The sequence below is a fragment of the Kluyvera intermedia genome (genome assembly GCF_034424175.1).
GTDB lineage: Bacteria > Pseudomonadota > Gammaproteobacteria > Enterobacterales > Enterobacteriaceae > Kluyvera > Kluyvera intermedia.
In genome coordinates this window covers 1,658,260-1,670,591 of sequence record NZ_CP139986.1, presented here as the reverse complement: position 1 = coordinate 1,670,591, position 12,332 = coordinate 1,658,260, and the positions used below count along the sequence as shown (strand labels likewise).

Below are 12,332 nucleotides of genomic sequence, written 5' to 3'. Positions count from 1 at the left end.
CTCCCGCTGTTAGTTAAAAGGTTTCAGGTCGACACGCGCCATCATCGCGGCCAACTGGGTACGATCAGTAATGCCGACGTTACTCTGGCTAACTGCCAGCGCCGCGACTGCCGTTGCCAAACGAAGTGTGTGCTCGCTGGATTCACGCATCAGCAGACCATAAATCAGGCCACCAACCATTGAATCTCCGGCACCCACTGTGCTGACAACTTCCATTGAAGGCGGCTTGGCAATCCACTCGCCGGAAGCATTAACCCACAGCGCGCCTTCAGCGCCGAGTGAGATAACCACGTGAGCGATACCTTGCTCGCGCAGCGCGTGTGCAGCATCAATCACGTCTTTCATTTCAGGCAGCTTGCGGCCTGCCCAGATCTCCAGCTCACGACGGTTTGGTTTGACTAACCACGGCGCAGCTTTCAGGCCGGCCACCAGCGCTTCACGGCTGCTGTCGAAAATAATGCATGGACACTGGCTGCGCAGACGCGTCATCCAGTCGGTGAATGCCTCTGGGCTCACGCCGGCTGGCAGACTGCCGCTGACGCACACCATGTCGAACTGACCCAGCCAGCTCAGAGAATCGTTAACAAAACGCTCCCAGTCTGCTGGCGTCACTTCAAAGCCGGAGAAGTTGAAATCGGTGACTTCACCGTCTTTCTCGGTCAGCTTAACGTTAATACGGGTACGGCCCTGCACCACCTGGAAACGGTTAGCGATGCCCAGCTCGCTGAACAGTTGCTGAAAGCCGTCCTGGTTGTCTTTGCCCAGGAAGCCACCGACGGTGACGTCGATACCTAAATCCTTCAGCACTTTTGCCACGTTGATGCCTTTACCGGCTGCATGCAGCCCGGTGGTGCGCACGAGGTTCACTTCACCGCGTTCAACTTCTGGCGTAAACCCTACCAAATCATAGGCCGGGTTTAAGGTAATTGTGGCTACTCTTCTGCTCATTTATGCGCCCTCCCCAAGGCCTGAAGCAATTGCTTCGCCAATGGCGTCCAGCGCCTGACGAGCATCATCACCCTGAGCGGTAAAGCGCAGACGATGACCTTTTTTAACACCCAGCGCGACGACCTTCATCAGGCTACGTCCGTTGGCAGGTTTACCGCTGCCGTCAAGATTGGTGACGGTAATGTCGCTGGTAAACTGTTTAATCGTATTCACCAGCATGGTGCCAGGACGCGCATGCAGGCCGTGTTCGTTACGGATAACGAACTCTTCGCTCAGCACATCTTCCGCGGCAGCGTCATCACTGGTCAGCAGCGCCAGCAGCGTGGCGGCGTCGGCTTTCAGCAAGCGTTCAGCTTTATTGTCCAGCAGCAGATTGACCAGACGGTTCAGCACGGCGGTTGGCTGTGCATCAGCCATAGCGACGGTAATCAATACCGCGGCGGTTGCCTCACCCACGGTGAATGGCGTTGCCGCACGGCTAACCGCAATGGCGCTACGCTGGTTACCTTCCGCACTGTCGCTAAGCCAGATACCCTGCCCCAGATTCAGCGGTTGTTCGTTAATAACACGGGCAACAAAGTTGGCATCAACCGCACCAGCTTCTTTTAAACGCGCGGCATTCAACGCCTGTAATGTCACCAGGTCGCTCGCGGCGACATCCAGCGACAACATCTCGTTATCCAGTTTCAGCGATTCGCTTTGCTTTTCGCCCATCAGCAGCGCGCGCAGCTCTTCCGCCGTGGTGGCGGTTTTCAGCTGTTCAGCGACAGCGTCGTCACTCAGCACATGCGTCAGCTGACGCAGCAGGCCAAGGTGTTCGTCAGAGCTTGCGGCAATACCGATAGCCACGTACGCAGTTTGCCCTTCACCCCAGGTAACACCCTGCGGGAACTGGTAAACCTGGACGCCGGTTTTCAATACCTGATCGCGGGTATCGGTGGTGCCGTGCGGAATGGCAATGCCATTACCGAGGAAAGTGGAGGTTTGTTGCTCACGCGCCAGCATACCGGCAACGTAACCATCCGCCACGTTGCCTGCGCTAACGAGCGCTGCAGCAACCTGCCGAATAGCTTCTTCTTTATTCGCGGCCTGCTGGCCGGGATGAATATCCTGAACAGTTAACTGGAACATGGTTCCCCTCGCTCTTCGAATTGAATCGATTCAGCTTTTGTGAGAAAAAATCGCCGTACTTAGCGAACCTGATGCTGAAGACGACGCTGAAACGTTTCAATAATTTTGTGCCTTTCTTAATCAGCCTGCAAGTTATGCCGTAAAATTGATCGCAAAAATCAGATCTACAGCACATTTCATTAGCATTATCGCCACATCTGCTGAAGCCAAAAATGGGTTCAGGTGATAGCGTCAGCAAGACGTAAGCTAATTTTTGAAATGGTTTTTTATTTTTCAGTGCCTAATTTGATTTAGGTTACTGTTCATTTTCTGAGTCGCGGCGTAAACTCCCCGCCTCTCCTAAAGTGACCGATAAAACAACATGCAAAACAGTACCGCCGCCGCCCCTCGGCGCTCGTTTGATTTCACGTCATCATCATTTCTGATTGTCGCTTTTTTAACCGGCATCGCTGGCGCGTTACAGACGCCAACGCTGAGTTTATTCCTGAGTAATGAAGTCCACGTTCGCCCAGCAATGGTGGGATTCTTCTTTACCGGTAGCGCGATTATTGGCATTTTGGTCAGCCAGTTTCTGGCGGGGTATTCGGATAAACGCGGCGACCGTAAAAATCTGATCGTCGGCTGTTGTCTGCTTGGCGTACTGGCCTGTGTTCTGTTCGCCTGGAACCGTAACTACTTTATCTTGCTGTTTGTCGGCGTTTTCCTCAGCAGTTTTGGCTCAACCGCCAACCCACAAATGTTCGCCCTTGCCCGCGAACACGCTGATAAAACGGGCCGCGAAGCGGTGATGTTCAGCTCAATTATGCGTGCCCAAGTGTCTCTGGCGTGGGTTATTGGTCCGCCGCTGGCCTACGCGCTAGCCATGGGTTTTAGCTTCACGGTGATGTACCTGTCCGCGGCGGTGGCGTTTGTGGTTTGCGGAGCGATGGTCTGGTTTTTCCTGCCAACCATGCGCAAAGAAAAAATGTCAGCTAACGGCGCAATTCAGGCGCCGCGATCTAATCGCAAAGATACCCTGCTGCTGTTTGTTATCTGCACGTTGATGTGGGGCACCAACAGCCTCTATATCATCAATATGCCGCTGTATATCATCAACGAACTGCACCTGCCGGAGAAACTGGCTGGGGTCATGATGGGCACCGCTGCCGGTCTTGAAATCCCCACTATGTTGATTGCAGGCTATTTTGCTAAACGTCTCGGGAAACGCTTCCTGATGCGCATCGCGGCGGTGGCGGGCCTTCTCTTCTATATCGGCATGTTGACCTTTAATAGCCCGGCGCTGCTGTTAGCCATGCAGCTACTGAACGCCATTTACATCGGTATTCTCGGTGGGATTGGGATGCTTTATTTCCAGGATTTGATGCCGGGGCAAGCCGGTTCAGCCACCACGCTGTATGCCAATACCTCACGCGTGGGCTGGATTATCGCCGGTTCGCTGGCAGGGATCGTGGCTGAAATCTGGAACTACCACACGGTATTCTGGATTGCGCTGGTGCTGTGCGTCAGCACGATTGTTTGTCTGACCCGAATTAAAGACGTTTAGGGCGCAGTCAACGCTTCCAGATGTAACAACCAGGTCATCGCTTCGATTCGGGTTGCGCCGCACATATCAGATGCCGGTTGCAGCCCAGCGCACACTTTCGGGCGCAAAGGTGAGCCAAAGATTTTACAACGTTGAAGTTCATCTAATTGAATGCATGGCGTATTAGCAGGTTTGCCATGCGGCATACCCGGAATCGGACTGGATATAGAAGGTGCGGTGCAGCAAGCGCCGCAGTCTGGACGACATTCCATCGCGGGCTCTGGATTTGAGGATTGAGTCAGTTGTGGCGCACAGTACCACCTTTTGGTCAGCGATGGCAAAAGCCTTTAATTCCTCTTGCCTGAAACGCCCGGCACGAGTACTTTTACGCGATATTTTCGACACCCTTTTCACAGGATAACTGCAATGCCAAGAGCGAACGAAATCAAAAAAGGTATGGTGCTGAATTACAACGGCAAGCTGCTGATTGTAAAAAACATTGATATTCAGTCACCGAGCGCCCGTGGCGCGGCAACGCTGTACAAAATGCGTTTTTCCGACGTCAGCACCGGTCTGAAAGTGGAAGAACGCTTTAAAGGCGACGACATGGTCGATACCGTGACCTTAAACCGCCGCTTCGTTGACTTCTCTTACATTGATGGCAACGAGTACGTGTTCATGGATAAAGAAGACTATACCCCGTATATCTTCGCTCACGATCAGATTGCTGATGAACTGCAGTTCATCCCAGAAGGTGGTATGCCGGATATGCAGGTTCTACTGTGGGACGGCCAGGTTCTGGCGCTGGAATTGCCGCAGACGGTGGATCTGGAAATCACCGAAACCGCACCGGGCATTAAAGGGGCTTCTGCAAGCTCCCGTACTAAACCTGCTACCCTGACCACCGGTCTGGTTGTTCAGGTGCCTGAGTACCTGACCACCGGTGAGAAAATTCGCGTTCATATCGAAGAAAAACGCTATATGTGCCGCGCGGACTAATCACGACACCCGGAGTCGATGCTAGCGGCATCTCGTCCGGGCCAGCGGGCGTAGCCGGCATCCGGCAACGTGCACTGTTATGCCTGATGGCGCTGCGCTTATCAGTCCTGCGATAGCGCGCATGGGTAGCACTGCCGAGCGAATGCGACGCCGGGATGAAGCACCGCACATCGCCCCATAAAAAAGGACAGCCGTTTGGCTGTCCTTTTTTGTTGCTGCCAGATACTCCACACGGGCAAGCTTCGAGGCCCAAAGCCGCACCAGTGTGAAGAGAAATCCTCGATTACAGCAGGTCGCGGAATTTGGTCATTTTCAGCGCCAGTTCAACGCCGCGCACTTCCGCCAACCCTTTCAGGCGACCAATCGCCGAGTACCCCGGGTTGGTTTTCTTCTTCAGGTCGTCCAGCATTTGGTGACCGTGGTCAGGACGCATTGGAATTGGGCGCAGATCGCCCGCTTTCTTACGGCGTTGCTCTTCGGTCAAAATCGCGTCAACAACCGCCACCATGTTTACATCACCCTGTAAGTGTGCGCCTTCATGGAAGGTTTTCGGGTTTTCTTCACGGCAGGTCGAACGCAGGTGCGTAAAGTGGATACGATCGCCAAAAGTCTCGATCATTTTCACCAGATCGTTGTCTGCGCGTACGCCGTAAGAACCGGTACACATGGTAAAACCGTTATTAATACTGTCGACGGTCTCTTTCAACCACTGCATATCTTCAATGGTAGAGATAATGCGTGGCAGACCGAGGATTGGACGCGGTGGATCGTCCGGATGAACGGCCAGACGTACGCCCGCTTCTTCAGCAACCGGCACAATCGCACGCAGGAATACGGCCATATTTTCACGCAGCTGATCTTTGCTGATGTGATCGTATTCCGCCAGACGCGCGCGGAACTGGTCAAGGGTATACCCCTCTTCCGCACCAGGCAGGCCCGCGATGATGTTGCGGGTCAATTTGGTGACTTCCGCTTCGCTCATCGCATTAAAATAGGCCAGCGCCTGACGTTGTTCTTCGTCGGTATAATCGTTTTGCGCACCGTTACGTTTGAGGATATGCAGTTCGAATGCGGCAAAGGCAATCTGATCAAAACGCAGGGCTTTAGAGCCGTCTGCCAGCGTGTACTCAAGGTCGGTACGCGTCCAATCGAGGATTGGCATGAAGTTGTAGCACACGGTATCAATACCGCACACCGCGAGGTTACGGATGCTCTGCTGATAGTTAGCAATCCAGGTCTGGCACTGGCCAGAGCCGGTTTTGATATCTTCATGCACCGGGATACTTTCAACGACCGACCAGGTCAGCCCTTTTTCAGCCAGCACAGCCTGACGCTGTTTAATTTCGTCAACAGGCCATACCTGACCGTTAGGAATGTGGTGCAAAGCCGTTACAACACCCGTTGCGCCAGCCTGACGCACATCATCAAGAGATACCGGATCGTTCGGGCCGTACCAACGCCAGGTTTGTTCCATTGCCTCACCTCAAATAAAGTTGTTATACCAATAAAATCACCGTTAATGACGACTACCATACAGGCTTATTTATGACGGTCAAACAATCCGCCTGGATTGATTGATCCAGCTCACATTAACGCGATAAATACGGCACACCAATTTGATTTGCTGTCATATAACTTTACACTGCCGACGTTAATTAATGGTTAATCGGATGTGTAGATAATGAAGACAATAGCCTCCAGCACCCTTCCCGCAAACGTGCAGTTACCACAATATGCCAGGCAACAACTACGTTCGCGCATTGTGCACTTCGGTTTTGGTGCCTTTCATCGTGCGCACCAGGCGTTGCTGACCAACCGAGTACTGAATCAGCACGGTGGCGACTGGGGCATTTGTGAAATTAGCCTGTTCAGCGGCGATGTACTGATGAGTCAGCTGCGTCAGCAGGATCATCTGTTTACCGTGATGGAAAAAAGCGCAGCCGGTAACCAGCCGATTATCGTTGGTGCGGTGAACGAGTGTCTGAACGCTAAGCTGGACTCATTGGCGGCTATTATCGAAAAATTCTGCGAACCGCAGGTGGCGATTGTGTCATTGACCATCACCGAGAAAGGCTATTGCATCGACCCGGCAACAGGGCATCTGGATCTGACTCAGCCGCGCATCATTCACGATCTCCATTCACCGACGGAGCCTCATTCTGCGCCCGGGATCCTCGTTGAAGCCCTGCATCGCCGCCGCGAACGCGGTCTGCCAGCATTTACCGTTCTCTCCTGCGATAACATTCCCGACAACGGTCACGTGGTGAAAAACGCGGTGCTGGATATGGCTAAGCAGCGTTCCCCGCAGCTAGCAAACTGGATTGCTGAACATGTCAGCTTTCCGGGCACCATGGTTGACCGTATCGTTCCCGCCGCAACCAAAGACTCACTGGCGGAAATCACCCGCGAGCTCGGCGTAGAAGATCCGTGCGCCATTAGCTGCGAACCGTTTATTCAGTGGGTAATAGAAGATAACTTCGTCGCCGGTCGCCCGGATTGGGGCAGCGTTGGCGCACAGATGGTCGATGATGTTCTCCCGTGGGAAGAGATGAAGCTACGCATGCTAAACGGTAGCCATTCATTCCTCGCGTATCTGGGCTATCTGGCGGGCTATGCGCACATCAGCGACTGTATGCAGGATGCCTCATTTCGTCGTGCCGCGCGCCATTTGATGATGGCGGAACAGGCGCCGACATTACGCATCACCCATGTTGATTTCGATGCCTATGCCGACAGTCTGATTGAGCGTTTCAGTAACCCGGCATTGCAGCACCGCACCTGGCAAATCGCCATGGACGGCAGTCAAAAGCTTCCCCAGCGGTTACTTGACGGTATTCGTATCCATCTAAACGAAGGCTCTCGCTGGTCGCTGCTGGCGCTGGGTGTTGCCGCCTGGATGCGCTATGTCAGCGGCACGGACGATGCCGGGAATACCATTGATATCCGCGACCCACTGGCTGAAAAAATTCACAACCTTGTGAGCAACAGCAGCAATGACAGCCGCGTCGAAGCGTTACTGACCTTACAGGAAATTTTTGGTCGCGACCTACCCGCCAATCCGCAATTCGTGCAGGCAATTGAAGGCGCATGGCAAACGCTGGTTCAGCAAGGTGCCCGTCAGGCGCTGTTGACCGCACTTAACGGATAACGCAAATCCCCCCTCGGTGAGTCAGCGCAGGTTGGCTCACCGGAAAGCTTTGCTTTGCGTCACGTTTTCGCCAGGATAAAGTTGTCGCGTTAATACTCTTTATCCTCTGGAGTTTTCGTGACTAAAACCAATCTAATTACCGGCTTTCTCGGCAGCGGGAAAACGACCTCTATCCTCCACCTGCTCGCCCATAAACCCGCCGACGAAAAATGGGCCGTACTGGTCAATGAGTTTGGCGAAGTCGGTATCGACGGCGCGCTATTAGCCGATAGTGGAGCCTTACTCAAAGAGATCCCCGGTGGCTGTATGTGCTGCGTCAATGGTCTGCCGATGCAGGTGGGTTTGAACACCCTGCTACGCCAAGGCAAACCTGACCGTCTGCTGATTGAGCCCACGGGCCTTGGTCACCCCAAACAAATCCTCGACCTGTTAACCGCTCCCGTATATGAACCGTGGATAGATCTGCGTGCCACGGTGTGCGTAATGGATCCGCGTCAGCTGCTGGAGGATAAAATCGTCGATAATGAAAACTTCCGCGACCAGCTCGCGGTGGCGGATATTATCGTCAGTAACAAATCCGATCGTGCTACACCGGAAAGTCAGCAGGCAATGCGCCACTGGTGGCAGCAAAACGGCGCTGAACGCCTGCACGTCCTGGCCACACAGGGAAATATTGATATCGCTCTCCTTGATACGCCGCGCCACAACCTGACCGAACTTGCGGCAAGTGCTGCGCACAGCCATTCGCATCCGACAAATAAAGGGCTCGCGGCACTGAGTTTGCCAGAGCATCAACGCTGGCGTCGCAGTGTCAATCAAGGCCAGGGCTATCATGCCTGCGGCTGGATTTTCGATGCTGATACCCAGTTTGATACCATCGGTCTGCTGGAGTGGGCACGCCTGGCCCCGGTAGCGCGATTGAAAGCCGTTATGCGTATTCCGGAAGGGCTGGTTCGCATTAACCGCCAGGGTGCCGACTTACATATTGAAACGCAGAATGTCGCCCCGCCCGATAGCCGTGTTGAGCTTATCAACGACGCAGAGACAGATTGGAATTTACTCCAATCAGCACTGTTGAAACTTCGTTTAGGGTAATACCGCTAAGGTTTGCGGCGAGACCACTTGCTGTGAAGATAACGATGCGTACACGCTTTCCCTTGATTATTGTCCTTAACGCCGCCGGTGTGGCGTTATTTATGTCCTGGTTTATTCCCGTGAATCATGGGTTCTGGTCGGTCGTGGACACCGCTATTTTCCGCTTCTTTAACCAGGGGCTTAACGCAGGCAACCTGACCTATGCCGGTTTTTTAGCGGTCATCAATAATCGCGCCTTTGACGGCTGTGCGCTGCTGGCAATGGGCTGTCTGATGCTAAGCTTCTGGCTTAAAGAAGACAGCAACGGACGTCGTCGGGTGGTGATTATCGGACTGGTGATGCTACTGTCAGCGGTCATCGTCAATCAACTGGCGCAGCACCTTGTCCCGGTGACTCGCAGCAGCCCTTCACTGTCTGTGCCGGGCGCCCATCGAGTGAGTGACGTTATTTCGTTTAATACCAAAGATGGTTCACGGGATAGCTTCCCGGGCGATCACGGCATGATGTTGCTGATATTCGCGGCCTTCATGTGGCGCTATTTTGGCCGTAAAGCATTCGCTATCGCGCTGGCTATTTTTGTCGTTTTTGCCTTCCCTCGGGTCATGATCGGCGCACACTGGTTTACGGATATCGCCGTGGGTTCACTAACCTCCGTGCTCATCGGCGTGCCATGGATTCTGTTGACGCCGTTAAGTGATAAAATCATCGTGCTGTTTGAACAAAACTTACCCTATTTAAGGGTGCAGAGCGCGCCGCATAAATAAGTTTTCGCTCTGCGACATCATCCAGAGGGTTATTGCCCTCTCATGTTTTTTTTACCAAAATCAATTATCGTCATTTTTTCGTCATGATATTCACTTTGAATATGAATGAGTTGCCCATTTTTTACACAGCTCGCAGCCTAATTTTGGCCATTCTCATTTTTAAACTTTGCGTATCACTATTTCTTATAAAAAATCAGCCAAAACCGCTCGCAATGCCTCTTTCGTTAAGGTACTCTCGTTTGCGATTGTCGTTTCAAAGAGCAATTATTCTGTTATCTAATAAAAATTTGTGCGCTACACCACAAATCTGAATTCAAAGAATTGTCTCATTGATTGCGTGTATTTAGTCTCAAACGCGTTTGGCATTTTTTATAACGACGTCGTCGTTAAGGACTTCAAGGGAAAACAACTAAAATGGTCAAATCTCAGCCGATTTTGAGATATATCTTGCGAGCGATACCAGCAGTAGCAGTCGCGGTTCTGCTTTCTGCATGTAGTACCACCAGTAATACCGCAAAGAACATGCATTCTGAGACGCATGGTGTGGGTAGCGAAGACACTTCTTCACTGCAAGCCTCTCAGGATGAATTTGAAACCATGGTGCGTAACCTCGACGTGAAATCCCGTCTGATGGATCAATACGCAGGATGGAAAGGTGTCCGTTACCGTCTGGGCGGCGACACCAAACGTGGTGTTGACTGTTCAAGCTTTGTACAGCGTACATTCCGTGAACAATTTGGTTTAGAGCTGCCGCGTTCAACGTCGGAACAGCGTGAATCAGGCAAGTCAGTTTCACGCAGCCAACTTCGTACCGGTGATTTAGTATTGTTCCGCGCAGGCTCCACTGGACGCCACGTTGGAATTTACATCGGCAATAATCAGTTTGTTCATGCTTCCACCAGCAGTGGTGTGATGATTTCCAGCATGAATGAGCCATACTGGAAAAAACGTTACAACGAAGCTCGCCGTGTCCTGAGTCGTTCGTAATGCCGTTTACCGTCGGTTTCCCTTGGCTGACGGCAAACATAAAAAAAGCACTGCTCAGGCAGTGCTTTTTTTATGCTTCATCAGTATTCTTTTCTTTAGAGTTCCGTAGCATAGAGAAGTTGAATGTTTACTCGTGAAAGATTGGCTAACCGCCGCACTATCCTCATCAGTATTGCCGCTGGCGTACTGATTGCGCTTATTGCAGGCGCATTGCAGTTTTCAATCTTTCACCACCGCCGCGCCGCTCAGTTTGATAGCACCATTTCCAGTCTGCAAAACTATTTAGAAAACTACTTCAGTCAGATTCTGGTGACTATGGATTCGCTGCAACCGCTGACGCTCAATCAATGCGCAGATGTCTCCTCTGACTTAACCGCCCGCGCCGCCTTCAGCATGAACGTCCGAGCCTTTCTGCTGGTCAATAATCATGTGGCATATTGTTCTTCCGCTACCGGCCCAATGGATCTTCCGCTCAAGGATTTAGTCCCGGATCTCGATCTCAGCAAAAATCACGTGATGGGGATTTTAGCCGGCACACCGATGATGCCCGCGACCCCAGCCTTTGTCCTGTGGGTGAAAAGCCCGCTGCTGGAAAATCGTGGCGTGTTTGCCTCGATTAACGCCAACCTGATGCCGTGGGTGCTCTACTCATCAAAGCAAACGCCTTATAACGGCGTGGCGCTGGTGGTGAATGGTAAAACCGCCATTTCGACTTTTAGCCCTAAGCCCCTCCCCCTTTCCGCCATTACCGACACCGCGGTAAGACACGTGAAAATAAAAGGCGTACCGCTGGAGGTCTATCTCTACAGCAGCGCAACGGGAACAGACGGCCTGGTATTTTCCATTCTGCTCGGGCTAACCTGCGGCGTGCTTGGCGGGCTTCTGTGCTTTTACATACGGACTATCCATTCCCGGCCGGGTAAAGAGATCCTCTCGGCCATTAAGAACCAGCAATTTTATGTGGTGTATCAGCCGGTCATCGACGCCAAAAACCAGCAAATCGGCGGGGTGGAAGCCCTGATGCGCTGGTCGCATCCAACGGCGGGCAATATTCCACCGGATGCGTTTATCAGCTTCGCTGAAGCACAGAATTTGATTGTTCCACTTACCCGGCATTTATTCGAATTAATTGCCCGCGATGCGCAGACGCTTAAAGAGGTGCTGCCCCCGGGGGCGAAACTCGGCGTTAATATTGCGCCCAGTCATCTGATTGCAGAGAGCTTCCAGCAGGATATCCGCACACTCGCCGCCAGCCTGCCTGACAACTATTTCCAGTTGGTGCTCGAAATTACCGAACGCGACATGCTCAACCAGGAGAAAGCGATGAGTCTGTTTACCTGGCTGCGCGGTGAAAACATTGAGATCGCCATTGACGATTTTGGTACCGGTCATAGCGCGCTTATCTATCTTGAGCGCTTTACTCTCGATTATCTGAAAATCGACCGTGGTTTCGTTAACGCGATCGGCCGTGAAACGGTCACGTCGCCGGTATTGGATGCCGTCTTAACACTCTCCCATCGCCTGAATCTGGTGACGGTGGCTGAGGGGGTGGAAACGCAAGAGCAGGCGACCTGGCTTAGTGAGCACGGCGTCGATTACCTGCAGGGTTATCTGATAAGCCGTCCACTGACGCTTCAGGAGTTGGTGGCCGAACATCGTAAGCCAGCAAAATATTTCACAAGTGAAGGAAGGTCATTTACTCTTCCAGAGTAAAAGTCGAGTCCGGAAATACGTTTAA

11 protein-coding genes are annotated in these 12,332 nt (G+C 52.5%); 7 read left to right on the top strand and 4 right to left on the bottom strand.

Going from position 1 to position 12,332, the window contains the following annotated elements; genetic code table 11:
• Positions 1–9: 9 nt before the first annotated feature.
• Both fruK and fruB read right to left on the bottom strand, forming a co-directional pair.
• Positions 10–948 (bottom strand): 1-phosphofructokinase, encoded by a 939-nt coding sequence (gene fruK / locus U0026_RS08005; RefSeq protein WP_062772370.1) that lies wholly within the window; start codon positions 946–948, stop codon positions 10–12.
• Complete coding sequence (gene fruB / locus U0026_RS08000; RefSeq protein WP_062772373.1) at positions 949–2,079, bottom strand: fused PTS fructose transporter subunit IIA/HPr protein; 1,131 nt, start codon at positions 2,077–2,079, stop codon at positions 949–951.
• Positions 2,080–2,440: 361 nt separating this feature from the next.
• Here fruB and setB point away from each other — a divergent pair, with 361 nt between their 5' ends.
• Entirely contained in the window at positions 2,441–3,622 is a 1,182-nt protein-coding gene (gene setB / locus U0026_RS07995; protein ID WP_062772376.1) for a sugar efflux transporter SetB, read from the top strand.
• Here setB and U0026_RS07990 read toward each other — a convergent pair.
• Positions 3,619–3,873, bottom strand: coding sequence for a YkgJ family cysteine cluster protein (locus U0026_RS07990; RefSeq protein ID WP_073971073.1), 255 nt, complete (start codon positions 3,871–3,873; stop codon positions 3,619–3,621). The two genes, setB and U0026_RS07990, sit on opposite strands and share 4 nt — an antisense overlap.
• A gap of 154 nt (positions 3,874–4,027) precedes the next feature.
• Between U0026_RS07990 and yeiP the strand changes: the two genes are divergently transcribed.
• The gene (gene yeiP, locus U0026_RS07985; RefSeq protein WP_062772378.1) at positions 4,028–4,600 is read left to right on the top strand and encodes an elongation factor P-like protein YeiP; all 573 of its coding nucleotides are present in this window, start codon (positions 4,028–4,030) and stop codon (positions 4,598–4,600) included.
• 283 nt (positions 4,601–4,883) lie between these two features.
• On the opposite strand, the gene uxuA is transcribed toward yeiP, so the two are convergent.
• Positions 4,884–6,074, bottom strand: coding sequence for a mannonate dehydratase (uxuA, locus tag U0026_RS07980; protein WP_062772381.1), 1,191 nt, complete (start codon positions 6,072–6,074; stop codon positions 4,884–4,886).
• Between the two features lie 207 nt (positions 6,075–6,281).
• On the opposite strand from uxuA, the gene U0026_RS07975 reads away from it, so the two are divergent.
• The 5 genes from U0026_RS07975 to U0026_RS07955 all read left to right on the top strand — a co-directional run bounded on the left by U0026_RS07975 (position 6,282) and on the right by U0026_RS07955 (position 12,307).
• On the top strand, positions 6,282–7,748 hold the full coding sequence (locus tag U0026_RS07975; protein ID WP_062772384.1) for a mannitol dehydrogenase family protein: 1,467 nt from the start codon (positions 6,282–6,284) through the stop codon (positions 7,746–7,748).
• Positions 7,749–7,865: 117 nt separating this feature from the next.
• A complete protein-coding gene (locus U0026_RS07970; protein WP_062772387.1) occupies positions 7,866–8,843 on the top strand; it encodes a CobW family GTP-binding protein in 978 nt (325 codons plus the stop codon).
• 44 nt (positions 8,844–8,887) lie between these two features.
• Complete coding sequence (locus U0026_RS07965; RefSeq protein WP_062772390.1) at positions 8,888–9,607, top strand: phosphatase PAP2 family protein; 720 nt, start codon at positions 8,888–8,890, stop codon at positions 9,605–9,607.
• A 414-nt stretch (positions 9,608–10,021) separates the two neighbouring features.
• Positions 10,022–10,594 carry a bifunctional murein DD-endopeptidase/murein LD-carboxypeptidase gene (mepS, locus tag U0026_RS07960; RefSeq protein WP_062772393.1) on the top strand — a complete coding sequence of 191 codons (573 nt, stop codon included), beginning with the start codon at positions 10,022–10,024 and terminating at the stop codon, positions 10,592–10,594.
• 123 nt (positions 10,595–10,717) lie between these two features.
• The gene (locus U0026_RS07955) at positions 10,718–12,307 is read left to right on the top strand and encodes a cyclic di-GMP phosphodiesterase (protein ID WP_062772396.1); all 1,590 of its coding nucleotides are present in this window, start codon (positions 10,718–10,720) and stop codon (positions 12,305–12,307) included.
• Positions 12,308–12,332: the final 25 nt, after the last annotated feature.

What these genes read in the sequence shown, in the direction of transcription:
- fruK (WP_062772370.1), bottom strand. Translation starts at nt 948, where the DNA reads ATGAGCAGAAGAGTAGCCACAATTACCTTAAACCCGGCCTATGATTTG.
- fruB (WP_062772373.1), bottom strand. Translation starts at nt 2,079, where the DNA reads ATGTTCCAGTTAACTGTTCAGGATATTCATCCCGGCCAGCAGGCCGCG.
- setB (WP_062772376.1), top strand. Translation starts at nt 2,441, where the DNA reads ATGCAAAACAGTACCGCCGCCGCCCCTCGGCGCTCGTTTGATTTCACG.
- U0026_RS07990 (WP_073971073.1), bottom strand. Translation starts at nt 3,873, where the DNA reads ATGGAATGTCGTCCAGACTGCGGCGCTTGCTGCACCGCACCTTCTATA.
- yeiP (WP_062772378.1), top strand. Translation starts at nt 4,028, where the DNA reads ATGCCAAGAGCGAACGAAATCAAAAAAGGTATGGTGCTGAATTACAAC.
- uxuA (WP_062772381.1), bottom strand. Translation starts at nt 6,074, where the DNA reads ATGGAACAAACCTGGCGTTGGTACGGCCCGAACGATCCGGTATCTCTT.
- U0026_RS07975 (WP_062772384.1), top strand. Translation starts at nt 6,282, where the DNA reads ATGAAGACAATAGCCTCCAGCACCCTTCCCGCAAACGTGCAGTTACCA.
- U0026_RS07965 (WP_062772390.1), top strand. Translation starts at nt 8,888, where the DNA reads ATGCGTACACGCTTTCCCTTGATTATTGTCCTTAACGCCGCCGGTGTG.
- mepS (WP_062772393.1), top strand. Translation starts at nt 10,022, where the DNA reads ATGGTCAAATCTCAGCCGATTTTGAGATATATCTTGCGAGCGATACCA.
- U0026_RS07955 (WP_062772396.1), top strand. Translation starts at nt 10,718, where the DNA reads ATGTTTACTCGTGAAAGATTGGCTAACCGCCGCACTATCCTCATCAGT.